The 14,325-nt window shown below is 39.1% G+C and carries 12 protein-coding genes and 3 tRNA genes; 6 read left to right on the top strand and 9 right to left on the bottom strand.

From position 1 onward, the window contains the following. Positions 1-5: 5 nt before the first annotated feature. Together glpD and glpK are read right to left on the bottom strand one after the other, a co-directional pair. Positions 6-1,523, bottom strand: coding sequence for a glycerol-3-phosphate dehydrogenase (glpD, locus tag J576_RS00160; RefSeq protein ID WP_002048527.1), 1,518 nt, complete (start codon positions 1,521-1,523; stop codon positions 6-8). Positions 1,524-1,676: 153 nt separating this feature from the next. Beyond that, the gene (gene glpK / locus J576_RS00155; protein ID WP_002048566.1) at positions 1,677-3,185 is read right to left on the bottom strand and encodes a glycerol kinase GlpK; all 1,509 of its coding nucleotides are present in this window, start codon (positions 3,183-3,185) and stop codon (positions 1,677-1,679) included. A 373-nt stretch (positions 3,186-3,558) separates the two neighbouring features. On the opposite strand from glpK, the gene J576_RS00150 reads away from it, so the two are divergent. Beyond that, complete coding sequence (locus tag J576_RS00150) at positions 3,559-4,890, top strand: MFS transporter (RefSeq protein WP_080593569.1); 1,332 nt, start codon at positions 3,559-3,561, stop codon at positions 4,888-4,890. Between the two features lie 114 nt (positions 4,891-5,004). Next, positions 5,005-5,427 (top strand): hypothetical protein, encoded by a 423-nt coding sequence (locus tag J576_RS00145; RefSeq protein WP_001043188.1) that lies wholly within the window; start codon positions 5,005-5,007, stop codon positions 5,425-5,427. Between the two features lie 21 nt (positions 5,428-5,448). On the opposite strand, the gene J576_RS00140 is transcribed toward J576_RS00145, so the two are convergent. Both J576_RS00140 and folD read right to left on the bottom strand, forming a co-directional pair. Continuing rightward, positions 5,449-6,117: a class I SAM-dependent methyltransferase gene (locus J576_RS00140; protein ID WP_001278008.1), complete on the bottom strand. Its 669-nt coding sequence runs from the start codon at positions 6,115-6,117 to the stop codon at positions 5,449-5,451. Between the two features lie 233 nt (positions 6,118-6,350). Then, complete coding sequence (gene folD, locus J576_RS00135) at positions 6,351-7,199, bottom strand: bifunctional methylenetetrahydrofolate dehydrogenase/methenyltetrahydrofolate cyclohydrolase FolD (protein ID WP_001229846.1); 849 nt, start codon at positions 7,197-7,199, stop codon at positions 6,351-6,353. Positions 7,200-7,351: 152 nt separating this feature from the next. On the opposite strand from folD, the gene J576_RS00130 reads away from it, so the two are divergent. After that, positions 7,352-7,425: transfer RNA gene (locus tag J576_RS00130), tRNA-Cys, on the top strand. 11 nt (positions 7,426-7,436) lie between these two features. Beyond that, positions 7,437-7,522, top strand: a tRNA-Leu gene (locus J576_RS00125). A gap of 103 nt (positions 7,523-7,625) precedes the next feature. On the opposite strand, the gene J576_RS00120 is transcribed toward J576_RS00125, so the two are convergent. Beyond that, complete coding sequence (locus J576_RS00120; RefSeq protein ID WP_002048525.1) at positions 7,626-9,389, bottom strand: alkaline phosphatase D family protein; 1,764 nt, start codon at positions 9,387-9,389, stop codon at positions 7,626-7,628. 196 nt (positions 9,390-9,585) lie between these two features. Here J576_RS00120 and J576_RS00115 point away from each other — a divergent pair. Next, positions 9,586-9,671, top strand: a tRNA-Leu gene (locus tag J576_RS00115). Positions 9,672-9,746: 75 nt separating this feature from the next. Then, positions 9,747-10,088 (top strand): hypothetical protein, encoded by a 342-nt coding sequence (locus tag J576_RS00110; RefSeq protein WP_002048533.1) that lies wholly within the window; start codon positions 9,747-9,749, stop codon positions 10,086-10,088. Here the strand turns inward: J576_RS00110 and J576_RS00105 are convergent, their stop codons facing one another. From J576_RS00105 to rlmE, 4 genes are all read right to left on the bottom strand, one after another. Next, positions 10,089-10,403: a DUF5713 family protein gene (locus J576_RS00105; protein ID WP_016804968.1), complete on the bottom strand. Its 315-nt coding sequence runs from the start codon at positions 10,401-10,403 to the stop codon at positions 10,089-10,091. Between the two features lie 132 nt (positions 10,404-10,535). Next, entirely contained in the window at positions 10,536-11,387 is an 852-nt protein-coding gene (gene folP, locus J576_RS00100) for a dihydropteroate synthase (RefSeq protein WP_002048603.1), read from the bottom strand. Positions 11,388-11,517: 130 nt separating this feature from the next. Then, on the bottom strand, positions 11,518-13,413 hold the full coding sequence (gene ftsH, locus J576_RS00095) for an ATP-dependent zinc metalloprotease FtsH (RefSeq protein WP_001286662.1): 1,896 nt from the start codon (positions 13,411-13,413) through the stop codon (positions 11,518-11,520). 134 nt (positions 13,414-13,547) lie between these two features. Then, on the bottom strand, positions 13,548-14,198 hold the full coding sequence (gene rlmE / locus J576_RS00090) for a 23S rRNA (uridine(2552)-2'-O)-methyltransferase RlmE (protein ID WP_000235573.1): 651 nt from the start codon (positions 14,196-14,198) through the stop codon (positions 13,548-13,550). Positions 14,199-14,325: the final 127 nt, after the last annotated feature.

The raw sequence follows: 14,325 nt of genomic DNA, 5'->3' as shown, positions 1-14,325 counted from the left end.
TTTTATTATGCGGCATCATCTTTTAATCGACGTTCAGACAAGTAAGCTTCTAACACTTTCACCTGTTTCTCATTAAACGCCAAACCTAATTTAGATCTTCGCCAGAGTATGTCTTCTGCAGTATTTGCCCACTCATATTCACATAAATATTTAACTTCACATTCAAATAAATCATGACCAAAATTTTGCCCCAATTGTTCTATACTATTTTGTTCATGAAGCATGTTCCAAACTCTTGTGCCATATGCATGTGCCCAACGTTTGGCAAGGGATTCTGAAACTCCATTTACACTTAATTGAATCTGGTTGATTAAATCAACTAATGTAGTCCAGTTCTCAGCACCCGGTAATGGTTCATTGGCAGTCCACTCCTCTGCCATTTCACTAAAGAACGGAGACAGATGTTCTAAAGCGGCCTCAGCCAGTTTCCGATAAGTCGTAATCTTTCCACCAAATACCGATAACAATGGTGCCGTTTTATCTTCCGTCTGTAGTGCCAAAGTATAGTCGCGGGTAATTGCCGAAGGGTTATCAGACTCATCATCACATAAAGCACGTACACCTGAGTACTGACTTACAATATCTGCTCGCGTTAACTGCTTTTTAAAATGTGAATTTGTCACTGTCAAAAGGTAATCTATTTCTACATCAGTAATCTCTACCTTTTGTGGATCACCTGTGTATTCCTGATCTGTTGTACCAATGAGGGTATATTTTTCTAAATAAGGAATTGCAAAAACGATCCGTCGGTCTTCGTTTTGCATAATAAAAGCCTTATGACAGTCATATAGCTTTGGCACAACAATATGGCTTCCTTGGATCAATCGGACTTGATAAGGAGATCTTAAATTTAGATTTTCACTAATAATTTCTTCAACCCAAGGACCAGCTGCATTTACTAAAGCTCTTGCACGTATCTGATAAACCTCAGCTCCACTTTGTAGTTCCAAGTGCCAAAGTTCTTGTTCTTTATACGCCTTCACACATCGTGTTCGTGTCACGACTTTGGCACCCTGCTCTTTAGCTTGTAGCGCATTTAACACCACAAGACGTGCGTCATCTACAGTACAGTCAGAATATTCAAAGCCACGTGTTATCGCTGGTTTTAAGGGACTATCTTCTTTGAAATAGATCAGATTTGAACCTAATAATTTTTCTCGTTTTCCCAAATGATCATAAAAAAATAGACCCGCTCGAATTAACCATGCAGGACGCAAATGCGGTCGATGAGGCATAATAAAACGCATAGGTGCAATAATATGTGGCGCTTTAGCCAACAACACTTCACGCTCTGCTAATGCTTCTCTGACTAACCTGAATTCTTTATGTTCTAAATAGCGTAGACCACCATGAATTAATTTACTGCTAGCAGATGAGGTGTGACTGGCTAAATCATCTTTTTCACACAAAAATACCGATAATCCACGGCCTACTGCATCATTAGCAATACCGACGCCATTAATACCGCCACCAATTACAGCAATATCATATACTTTTGAATAATCATTAGTTTGTACTGTCATTTCTCATATTCTTTTTATTGTTGATCTTATAAAAATTAAAACATCAAATTGATGAAACAACAATCAAAAAAGTAGAATAATCAATTTTGAATAAATAAACATTGAGCCGCTAATTGATTACTCTACTTTTAATTTAACTCATTAAAGAACAAATCAATCCTCAGCCCAACTTTGACTGCGTTTCACTGCTTTCAACCAACCTTTATAAATAAACTCAGATTGTTCAGCAGACATTTTGGGTTCAAAAACTTTTTCTATGGCAGATTTATTTCTTAACTCGTGAAGATCTTGCCAGAAACCCGTTGCTAAACCTGCAAGGAAAGCAGCGCCCAAAGCGGTAGTTTCTTTCATTATTGGACGTTCTACAGGGGTTGCTAAAATATCAGACTGAAATTGCATCAAGAAGTTATTTTCCGTTACGCCACCATCAACACGGAGCGTACGAAGTTCTTCTGCTGCATCTTGCTGCATAGCATCTAAAACATCTCGAGTTTGAAAAGCAATGGACTCTAAAGTTGCACGAATAATATGTTCAATACTAGCCCCACGCGTCAGACCAAAAATTGCTCCGCGTGCTGTCGGGTCCCAATACGGTGCCCCTAATCCGGTAAAAGCTGGAACAACGTATACACCGTTACTGTCTTTTACTCGTGTTGCATAATGCTCAGAATCTTTAGCGTTCTTAATAACCTTTAATTCATCGCGTAACCACTGTACACAAGAGCCACCATTAAACACGGCACCTTCTAAAGCATAATTCACTTCTCCGTTTGCACCGCATGCAATAGTAGTCAGTAATCCATGCTCTGAACGAACAATCTTTTTACCTGTGTTCATGAGTAGAAAGCAGCCTGTACCATAGGTATTTTTAGCCTGCCCTGACTCAACACACATTTGACCAAAAAGTGCAGCCTGTTGATCGCCAGCGATTCCCGAAATAGGAATACCTACTTCTTGGCCACTAATAGTATGTGTATACCCATAGACCTCAGATGAACTACGCACCTCAGGTAGCATTGCTCTAGGAATATCTAAAGCTTGTAAAAGTTTTTCATCCCATTCAAGCTTTTCGATATCAAACAGCATAGTCCGTGAAGCATTGGTAAAATCAGTGACATGGACAGCACCATTAGTTAATTTCCAAATGAGCCAGGTATCCACCGTACCAAATAATAACTCTCCCCGCGCAGCACGCTCACGGCTGCCTTCCACGTGATCTAAAATCCATTTAATTTTTGTGGCCGAAAAATATGGATCAATCACTAAACCAGTGGTCTTACGGATATATTCTTGCCAACCAGCTTTATGCAATTGATTACATATTTCAGTCGTCTGTCGACTTTGCCAAACAATAGCATTATAAATAGGCTTACCTGTTTTCTTATCCCAGACAATGGTGGTTTCTCGCTGGTTTGTAATCCCAATTGCCGCAACTTGCTCACTCTTGATGCCTGCTTGAGCCAAAGCCTCTACCCACACAGCGCTTTGAGTTGCCCAAATTTCCATTGGATCATGTTCAACCCAGCCCGGCTGAGGGTAAATCTGAGTAAACTCTCTTTGAGCAATACTGACAACATTTGCATCATGATCTAAAACAATTGCTCTTGAGCTTGTTGTGCCCTGATCAAAAGCAACAATATATTTCTTTGGGCAATTTGACATCTGAATGTCCCTTTCATTATCCACACACATCTAGTCCACAATGCAAAGACATTATGCCTAACTGTATTTATTTAAAATTTTCTTTGGAATATATCATTATTTTTAAGGGATATAGGTTTTCTTCGCCCAAACATTACTCATTCTTTATCGGTTTTTACTACTTGGGAAAAAATAATATTCTAAAAATCCGAGTAAGCTTATAAAAATGAACTGATCGGCTAATTTGAAATCACATAAATATTCAATTTATTCCTTTGCTTAAATAATAAACATTGTTTTACAGACATAAAAAAAATAAAGTGAAATACTCCTCTAGATAATATGTAAAAACGGAATAAATCTTCTCTTCTATAGCATTCAACCCAAGCGAAACATGGAGCGACTCATGGTTGATCAACCTTCTACCGCAACACCTCCACATTCTAATTTAGATACAAAAACTCGTCTAAAATCAATTTTGGGCGGTTCTGCTGGCAACCTTGTCGAATGGTACGACTGGTATGTATATGCCGCATTTACGCTCTATTTTGCTCATGCTTTTTTCCCAAAAGGGAGCCAAACTGCTCAACTTCTTCAAGCAGCTGCAATTTTTGCAGTAGGCTTCCTCATGCGTCCGATTGGCGCATGGATAATGGGGATTTATTCAGACCGTAAAGGACGTAAAGCTGGCCTTACGCTTTCTGTCACCTTAATGTGTGTTGGCTCTCTACTCATTGCGGTTACCCCTTCCTACGAAAGTATTGGCGTATTTGCACCATTACTTTTGGTTATTGCACGTTTAATTCAAGGCTTAAGTGTAGGTGGTGAATACGGTGCAAGTGCGACATATTTAAGTGAGATGGCTGAAAAGAACCGTCGTGGTTTTTTCTCAAGCTTCCAATATGTCACCTTAATTGCAGGACAACTTACAGCTTTATGTGTACTACTCATCTTGCAAATGGTACTCACCGAACAGCAATTGCATGACTGGGGATGGCGTATTCCCTTTTTCATTGGTGCACTTTTAGCAATTGTGGTATTCCGTATTCGCCGTGGGCTATTAGAAACACAATCTTTTAAAAATGCTCAAACAGAGACGGATCAGCCAAAATCAGGAATGTTTGCTTTATTTAAGCATTATCCTAAAGAAGCCTTTACAGTATTGTTCTTAACTGCTGGTGGTACACTCGCTTTTTATACTTACACCACCTATCTACAAAAATATTTAGTCAATACATCTGGTTTTACCAAACCTGAAGCGACTCAAATTACTACTCTAGCCTTATTTATTTTTATGTGTTTACAGCCATTGGCGGGTGCATTATCAGATCGAATTGGGCGTAAACCACTGATGATTTTCTTCGGGGTGACAGGTGTTTTATTCACCTACATCCTATTTGATGCTCTCGCAAACACGCATAATTACTGGACTGCATTCTGGTTATGCTTTGGGGGCCTGATCATGGTGACTGGCTACACTTCAATTAATGCTGTCGTGAAAGCTGAACTTTTCCCAGCACATATTCGTGCTTTGGGCGTAGCTCTCCCTTATGCAATTGCAAACACTTTATTTGGAGGAACAGCCGAATTCTTCGCATTAAGTTTTAAAGAAGCTGGTCATGAATCTTGGTATTTCATTTATGTCAGTATTATGATTTTCATTTCATTACTGATCTATATATTTATGAAAGACACCAAACATCATTCAAAAATCAAAGAACACTAATATTTTTATTAGAGCTAATATCATGAGCCGATGTTAGCTCTAAACTAGTGAATAACCACAAACAACGCTTCTATTTTATGAGATACTGCGTATAAGAAAATAAGGACGATACTGATGAATAAAAGTATTTTATGTTTGGCATTAAGTAGTATGTTTATTTTAACTGCTTGTCAGACTACGCCTCGACAATATAATGGTTCAACTGGCTATCAGATTGAAAACCAAACTAAAACTTCAGCGACTCTAGCTTATACTTTAGCTGGCCGTAGTAACCAGCAACTTGATGAGCGCAAATTACAACGTGCTTGTCAGAATGTGTTAGGTGCCCAGAAAGTTTATAAATTATCAATTTTAAGCATCAACGAAATTCCTAATCCAGCTAAAGATGAGCATTATGGAATTCAACTCGGTGAAACTCGCGCGTCTTTTGGCTTATCAAATACACCTAGCTTAAATAATGGTGAAGATTATGCGACACGCCAAGCACTTGAAGCACGTCCAAGTACATTGAAAGTTGTTCGTTATACTTGTTCATAACATAAAAAAGACGCTGTTCTTTTACAGCGTCTTATAAAAACTTACGTTTCTAAATTCTTTTGCTTCATCCAAATCTGGCCACGTTGTCGCACTTCTTTCTTCAATTTTTTCATATTTTGGATGACTAAAATTTTTAACACGGCTATCTGCTACCCATACTTCTGGTGCAAATTTTAAAAATTCGTCTAAGAAAAAGCGGTTACATTGGTCATATAACACATCAGCAGCGAGTAAAACATCAACCTGCTCAGCTTTATATAAATCATCCAGATATTCGAGCTCTACATCATTAAGTAAAGCATTTTCACGGCAAGCATTTAGACTAACCTGATCAATATCACAGCAGATTACGCGTTTTGCTCCTGCCATTTTTGCAGCAATTGCCACTACACCAGAACCTGCTCCGAAATCTAACACCACTTTATCTTTAACATGGTGCGGCTCTGCAAGTATCCACTGAGCCATCGCCAAGCCTGATGCCCAACAAAAAATCCAATACGGCGTGTCATTCCAGATACGGCGAATAACTTCGTCATCTAAACGATCAGTTGGAAAAACTGGAGGAATCAACCATAAAGAAATTGGAGTTTCTGGCAACTGTTGTGCCATTAATTCACAATGAGGAATGACTTCATGTAGGGCTTGAAGTAAATGTTCAGGGGCTTTAGACAGTTGAAAGGTGCAGCTCATAAATAAGCTCAACAATTTACAATTACTATTTGATACGCGTTAACGTCATCCGCAATTGTTCGAGGTAGGACTACATTAAACTAAAATGTTTCTGCGACTCATCTATAGCTAACCAGTAGCTGACGAGTTTTGCGGATGACAAATGGTTTTGGTTACTTTTCCCGAAAGAAAAGTAACATACGAGCTCCTAACATTTGCGTTAAACGGTAGGACGCCGCCGTGAATAAATTAAATTAACCTAAAGCTTTTTCAGCAGCTTCTACAGTTTGACGAATCAAAGTTGTAATAGTCATTGGACCAACACCACCTGGTACTGGCGTATAAGCAGAAGCAATTTCTTCAATACCTTGTAATTGAATATCGCCAACACCGCCACCATCACGTGGATGGAAACCAGCGTCTACAACAACTGCACCTTGTTTAATCCAGTCTTTTTGAATAAGTTCAGCTTTACCTACAGCACCAACAATAATGTCAGCTTGTTTCACAAGCTCAGGTAAGTTTTGTGTACGTGAATGACAAATCGTTACTGTTGCATTTGCTTGTAACAACATCATTGCCATTGGTTTACCTAGAATTGCTGAACGGCCAACCACAACCGCGTGTTTACCAGCAATTTCGATGTTGTTTTCTTTAAGAATTGTCATGATACCCGCAGGAGTTGCTGAACCATATGCAGCTTCACCCATTGCCATACGGCCAAAACCAAGGCAAGTTACACCATCTACATCTTTTGCTAATGAGATCGCATCAAAACACGCACGCTCATCAATTTGTGCAGGAACTGGATGTTGTAAAAGAATACCGTGAACATCTGGATTGGCATTAAGCTTTTCGATTTCAGCTAATAATTGTTCTGTTGTGGTTTCTTGTGGTAATTCGATTTTTAATGAATCCATACCTACTCGACGGCAGGCATTTCCTTTCATACGTACATAAGTTGCAGAAGCACCATCATCTCCAACCAAAATAGTCGCTAAAATCGGGGTACGACCTGTTTTTGCTTTCAAAGCTTCAACACGTACCAACAAATTTTCTTCAATTTGCTTTGCTAATGCACGACCGTCTAAAACCAATGCCACAGCACATCTCCAAGGTAGACATGAATTTAATGTGCCAATAATACATGATAATTTCGACAATTTTATTCTAGATGTTGTTTTTATGTGCATCTTCGCTCAAAACAGTATTGTTTTTTTTGTAAAGGTTGCTAATATGTGCATCACCAAATGTAGGCGGGGTGGCAGAGTGGTCATGCAGCGGACTGCAACTCCGTGGACGCCGGTTCGATTCCGACCTCCGCCTCCAAATTTGGTAAAGCCCGGGTGGTGAAATAGGTAGACACAGGGGATTTAAAATCCCCCGCCCTCAAAGCGTGCCGGTTCGAGTCCGGCCCCGGGCACCATCTTCAAGTACTGAATATGGTGTCATAAAGAATCCAGCGTAAGCTGGTTTTTTTATGCCTAAAAAAAAGGGTTACCTCAGCAACCCTCTACTTTTCTATAGTTTCAAGCAGTCTTTTGATCTTGTTTTAACGGCATCAAATTTAGATCCAATACAATATCGTTTTGTCGGCTTGAATCTATCTGATATTCGGTATTTTTAATTGAATCTACAAATCTCCACTCAGAATGAACTTGTGCCTGATCTAGAGTAACCAATAAGTATCCTCGTTGATTTAAATTACAGTAGGCCAATTCATCAATTAATGTAGTAAAAGCAAATTCAAACTGTTGCAGTTGAGCCAGTGGAATACTTAAATATTTTTCTAAACCTGGAGACGATACAGAACTAGTCGCCAATTCAACTCCAATATACTTCCCTTTCTGGCTATATAAATAAGATGCCCATGCGTTATGAGTATCCCCCGCTAACACAATGATCTTTTTATTAAACTCTGCCAATTTATCATATACAAACTCTCGCTCAGCATAGTAACCATCCCAAGCATCGAGATTATATGGCGCAACCGTCATAATTCTTGCTTTTTCTTGGGCTGTTAATGTCGGATCATTTTGTTGTAAACGAAGTTTTAAAGCGACCAACTCGGTAATTTGTGCATTCATTTTAGCAAGCGCATCAGGCGAAGTTCCTCCTGAAGTAATTTGCCCTAAAGACGCCAACAACTCAGCTGGAATCCACATTTTACTCATTAAAACTTGCTGCCCTACTACATTCCATGTTGCTGTAGATTGCTTTAATTTATCAACCAACCAATCTCTTTGTGTATACCCCATCAAAGTACGCACCGGATTAGTTAAATCTCCCTGAAACTTTGCAATATCCAAACCTGTAGTCGTCATGTAGTCTGCATATGCAAGCTGCTTATCACGCGCAATAATACGCGTATCTAGCATGGTTAATTGGACAAGTGAACCAAAGTTAAACTGACGATAAATATTTAAATGGTCAGAACTAGAGACTGGACGAATTGGCATCCATTCAAAATAAGCCTGTAGAGCAGCTAATTTACGGTCCGAAAAAGCCCCTTCATTACTTTGATGATTTTCTGCCCCCTCACGCCAAGCATCATTGGCCAACTCATGGTCATCCCAAATCACAATAAAAGGATGGCGCTGATGAGCTGCTTGCAAATCTTTATCTTGACGATAAAGCGCATAACGTTTGCGATAATCATCTAATTTAATAATTTCTTTATTATTATCGGCAGGTAAATTACGGCCTAGCTTTACTGCATCTTCCGCCGCATAGCCATCTGCCCCATATTCATAAATATAGTCACCCAAGTGAATAATGACATCAACATTCTGTTTTGCCATTTCACGATAAACATAAAAGTAACCCGCAGGATAGTTAGAACAAGAACATACTGCAAAGCTCACTTTATTCGTAGAAGTTGGTAATGTTTTCGTCTGTCCTACTGGTGAGACTTTACTACCAAATTTAAAACGGTAGTAGTACACAGTATCTGCTTGTAACCCAGCTGCATCAACTTTCACTGTAAAGTCATCAGTCTTCGTTGTTTCAACCATTCCTGTCTTTAAATTTTGTTTAAACTGATTATCGGTTGAAATTTCCCATACAACTTTTAAACGCACTCCTAAATCCACTGGAGTTACTCGTGTCCACAAAATGACTTTATCCTGCAAAGGATCTCCACTTGCAACCCCATGAAGAAAATCTGCTTGTACTTGCGGATTTTCATCATCTGAGCCATCGTTGCAACCCGTAAAAGCAACAGGTATAGATAAAGCCCCAAAACCGAATAGACTTTTTTGAATTAATTCTCGGCGTGAAATTTTCTCTGACATAAAATTCTCTAAGTTTTAAGCAATGAGTGCTTTAAACTTAAGTACATAACATGAACAGCTGATCTCAGTTTGATGAACAAATCATGACAAAAATTGGTTAATTTATATAAATACCGATAAGAACTGATTGAAAATAAAGCAAACTCTCCGATTTTCTCTTGCCAATCGCGCACTTGTCCTCTATTATTGCGCACATGCCCGGGTGGTGAAATAGGTAGACACAGGGGATTTAAAATCCCCCGCCCTCAAAGCATGCCGGTTCGAGTCCGGCCCCGGGCACCATTTTCAAATATTGAATTTGGTGCTACAAAGAATCCAGCGTAAGCTGGTTTTTTTATGCCTAATGAAAATGATCCCATGATAAGAATATTAATATTTATATCCTCTCTACTCTTTATACCTTCTACAAATGCTGGAGATATTTTTAACGGCACTATCCTATTTAAAAATAAATATTGGCATTTTATACGCTGCTCTATCACTCAAGATGACTATTTAATTGAAGCTTCTCAAGATGTGATTACTCAATTAAAAGCATTACAGCAGAAAGAGAAAAAATATTGGGTAAGCTTATTAGCAGATGTCAAAGTACAGCAGAATGGAAATTTAATATTGGAAGTTGAGAAAATAGATGAAGTTCATTTAGGGTCTTCATGTCATTTATTAGATGCACTTGAAAGCTTTGAAAATCGAGAGTAATTACCACTCTCGATTCATAACCAGCTCTTCCATTTCAAGATCTAAAAATCCTGCATCTTGCACCACCATCATCATTGCCTCCGCAATATAATCAGCAGCACTATCATCAAGCGATGAATCTAGATCTTCAAACTGCGGTTTCATTTCATTAATTTCACTTACAGTCTGATGAGCATATCGATAAACATCTTGATCAGCTAAAGCAGGTTTTTGAACTTTTTTAGCAAATTGTTCAATAAGCTGCTTAAGTTCAGCGACCAAAATATCTGGATAATATTCATCATCAAACATCGGGAGAAGTAGGTCTTCGAACATACAAAAGATTACACAACAGCAAAAACTTGCCGCTTATAACATATTTTCACAAAAATCACGAGATTTTTACCCGACTCACTCATCCACTTTATTTAAGACACCCATACCCTAGTCTATTTATACAAGGGAATTTCAAGCTTGTTGCATAGCTTGCCAAACCGAGATAGCGTCATGCATTGCTTTTACATCATGTGCTCTGACAATGGATGCTCCTTGTTGAATACTAAGCAAATGCCCAGTAACACTTCCGACAGCACGTTGATCAGCGGCAGCACCTTTTAAAGCTTCTCCGATAAACCGTTTACGAGAAAGACCAGATAAAATTGGATAGCCCAATTCATTAAGTTTCCAAAATTCTTTTAATAGTTTTAAATTTTGCTGAGCATTTTTTGCAAAACCAAATCCAGGGTCAACAATAATGTTGTGCTTTTTTACCCCAACAGCCAAAGCCTCATCAATACGTTGTTGCAATTCTTGCATTACATCTAATGTTACATCAGCGTATTGATCCAACTGATTCATTGTAGTTGGCTCACCACGCATATGCATGATCACCACAGGGATATCTAGCTCTACAGCAGTTTTTAAAGCATTGGGACGTGTTAAGGCGCGAACATCATTCCAGATATGTGCGCCTGCTGCTTTTGCTGCGCGAATAACTTCCGGCTGGCTCGTGTCGATCGATAAAATAATATTATGATGAGATAAAGCTTCCACAACAGGTACCACACGTCGCACTTCTTCTTCTACTGCAACTTCTGAAGCACCAGGTCTTGTAGATTCTCCTCCAATATCAATAATAGTCGCACCTTGCTCAATCATACTCAGTGCATGATCAACCGCTTGGTCTAATTGGTTATGTTTACCACCATCACTGAAAGAATCAGGGGTAACATTTAAGATACCCATGACATGAGGCTGAGATAAATCTAATTGAAGCTGTCCACACTGTAAAATCTGCTTAGGTAAAGAAATTAACTGCATAAAAAGCTCCGGTTCAAAATCAACGGCTATTTTAACAAGTATGCTTTACATGCTGTCGAATTCTTTCAGCTTTATCGAAATTTAAGACAAATAAAAAAGCCACATGATTGTGGCTTTTTTATTAATCAACTTAATTCATTGCTGGTAATGGCGGTGGAGTAGATGGACCATCTTTTGGTGGTTCAAACGCAGATACCGGATTTTCAGCAATATAAACTTTAGGTGGTTGAGGCTCACGACCTTCCATGATGTCACGGATTTGATCACGATCAATGGTTTCCCATTCCATCAAAGCTTTAACCATTGCATGTGCGATATCTTTATTATTTTCCAAGATATCACGAGCAACTTTATACTGTTCATCTAAAATACGGCGTACTTCCTGATCAACTTGCTGTTGAGTAGCTTCAGAAATTGTACGGCTACCTACGTTACCGAAGAATCCATTTTGGTTTTCATCTTCGTAAACCATAACACCCATTTTGTCAGACATACCGTACTTCGTTACCATCGCACGAGCCATTTTTGTAGCACGTTCGAAGTCATTTGAAGCACCAGTCGATTGTTGCTGAATGAAAACTTCTTCAGCAATACGTCCACCAAACAAAATTGCAATTTCATTCAACATTTTGTCTTTATAGTGGCTAATCTGATCTTGTTCAGGTAACTGCCAAGTTACACCTAAAGCCCAACCACGCGGCATAATTGTTACCTTATGCACAGGGTCAGTACCCGGTAAAATCTCAGCAACAATTGCATGTCCAGCTTCATGGTAAGCAGTTGCACGACGCTCTTCTTCACGTAAAACCATTGATTTACGTTCAGGACCCATATAGATCTTGTCTTTTGCATCTTCAAAATCATGCATATCGACAGTGTTCTTATTACGGCGAGCAGCAAACAAAGCAGCTTCATTTACAAGGTTTGCCAGCTGAGCACCAGAGAAACCAGGGGTACCACGAGATAAAACTTTAACATCTACACCAGTAACTGAAGGCAATTTTTTCAAATGCACATTCAGTATTTGTTCACGACCACGGATGTCAGGTAAACCAACCATAACTTGACGGTCGAAACGTCCTGGACGTAATAATGCTTTATCCAATACGTCAACACGGTTAGTCGCAGCAATAACGATTACGCCTTCATTACCTTCAAAACCATCCATCTCTACGAGCATTTGGTTCAAGGTTTGCTCACGCTCATCATGTCCACCACCTGTACCCGAACCACGGTGACGGCCTACTGCATCAATCTCATCGATAAAAATGATACATGGTGCATGACGTTTTGCTTGTTCAAACATGTCACGGACACGGGACGCACCCACACCCACAAACATTTCAACAAAGTCAGAACCAGAAATGCTAAAGAATGGAACTTTTGCTTCACCAGCAATTGCTTTGGCTAATAACGTTTTACCAGTACCTGGAGGACCAACCATAAGTACACCACGTGGAATCGTAGCGCCCAAGCGTTTGAATTTTGCAGGATCTTTTAAGAAATCTACAATTTCCACAACTTCTTGTTTCGCTTCATCACAACCAGCAACGTCAGCAAAAGTCACTTTGATTTGGTCTTCTGAAAGCATTTTCGCTTTCGATTTACCAAAACTCATCGGACCATTTTTACCGCCTGCACCACCACCCATGTTACGCATAAAGAACATGAATAACAGAATGATTAACAGTACAGGGAAACTAGCAATGAGAAGTTGCATCAAAATGCCTTGACGTTGTGGTGCTGTGCCCTCTACAACAACATTTTGCTTGTTTAAGCTTGGCATAAGTTCAGTGTCTTCAACTTGCGGACGAACAGTTTCAAACTGAGATCCGTTAGTTTTTTCACCACTAATATTTAAACCGTCAATCGTGACTTGCTTAATTTGGCCAGCATTCACCGCTGCAACAAAATCTGAATATTTCATTGCAGTAGGCTTATTGCGGTCACTGATATTACTGAAAATTAAAATCAGAACACCCAGTATTATTAGCCACAATACGGCATTCTTGAAGTAATCGCTCAAAGCTTTATTCCCATATCGATCTAATTTGATCATGCCCAATCTTGGCCGATCGTCTTAAAAACAGCAATTGTCTTGCTTGCGGATAACCTAAAAGATACAAAATGCACAATTTTTAGGAGCTTGGCAAGTAAACTTTATTGCAATGCTTTCTTACGCCCTTGTCCAACCAAAAAAACTTCTTTAGATCGTGCCCGAGAAGCTGCTGGTTTTGCTGTTTTTAACACATCAAAACTATCAACGACTTGTTTACGAAACTCATCAAATCCTGCGCCTTGGAACACTTTAACAACAAACTGTCCATTTGGACCCAAGACTTTCTGAGCAAAGTCTAAAGCAAGTTCACACAAGTAAATCTGTCGAGGTTGATCAACAGCCCTATTACCTGATGTATTGGGGGCCATATCAGAAATTACAATGTCTACTTGTCTTCCGTTTAAAATATTTAACAATTTTTCAAATACAGCTTCTTCTCTGAAGTCGCCTTGTAAGAAAGTGACATCCGGCAAAGCATCCATAGGTAAAATATCGGAAGCAATAACTAAACCCTTGCTACCAACAAGTTTCCCAGCAATTTGCGACCAACTCCCAGGAGCTGCTCCCAAATCAACCACTGTCATGCCTGGCTTGATCAACTTATATTTTTCTTGAATTTCAAGAAGTTTATAGGCTGCTCGTGCACGATATCCTTCCTTTTGTGCTTTTTTTACAAAAGGATCGTCTAGATGTTCCCTCATCCACGCACGACTACTTTTAGACAATTTTTGGTTTGTGATGCGTGTTGCCATAACTCACTAAATATCAAAAAAACTTCTGATTGCTCATTGTACGTGAAAATTACTCTCATTACAGTACGGATGTAACGTAATCTCAATAACTTTTACAGTTTTTTTCCAATAATGTTGATCGATTATT

Origin of the sequence: Acinetobacter sp. 766875, from assembly GCF_000582055.1 — a bacterium.
Lineage (GTDB): Bacteria > Pseudomonadota > Gammaproteobacteria > Pseudomonadales > Moraxellaceae > Acinetobacter > Acinetobacter nosocomialis.
Note: the sequence above shows the minus strand (reverse complement) of the source record. Positions and strands in the feature narration are given on the sequence as shown.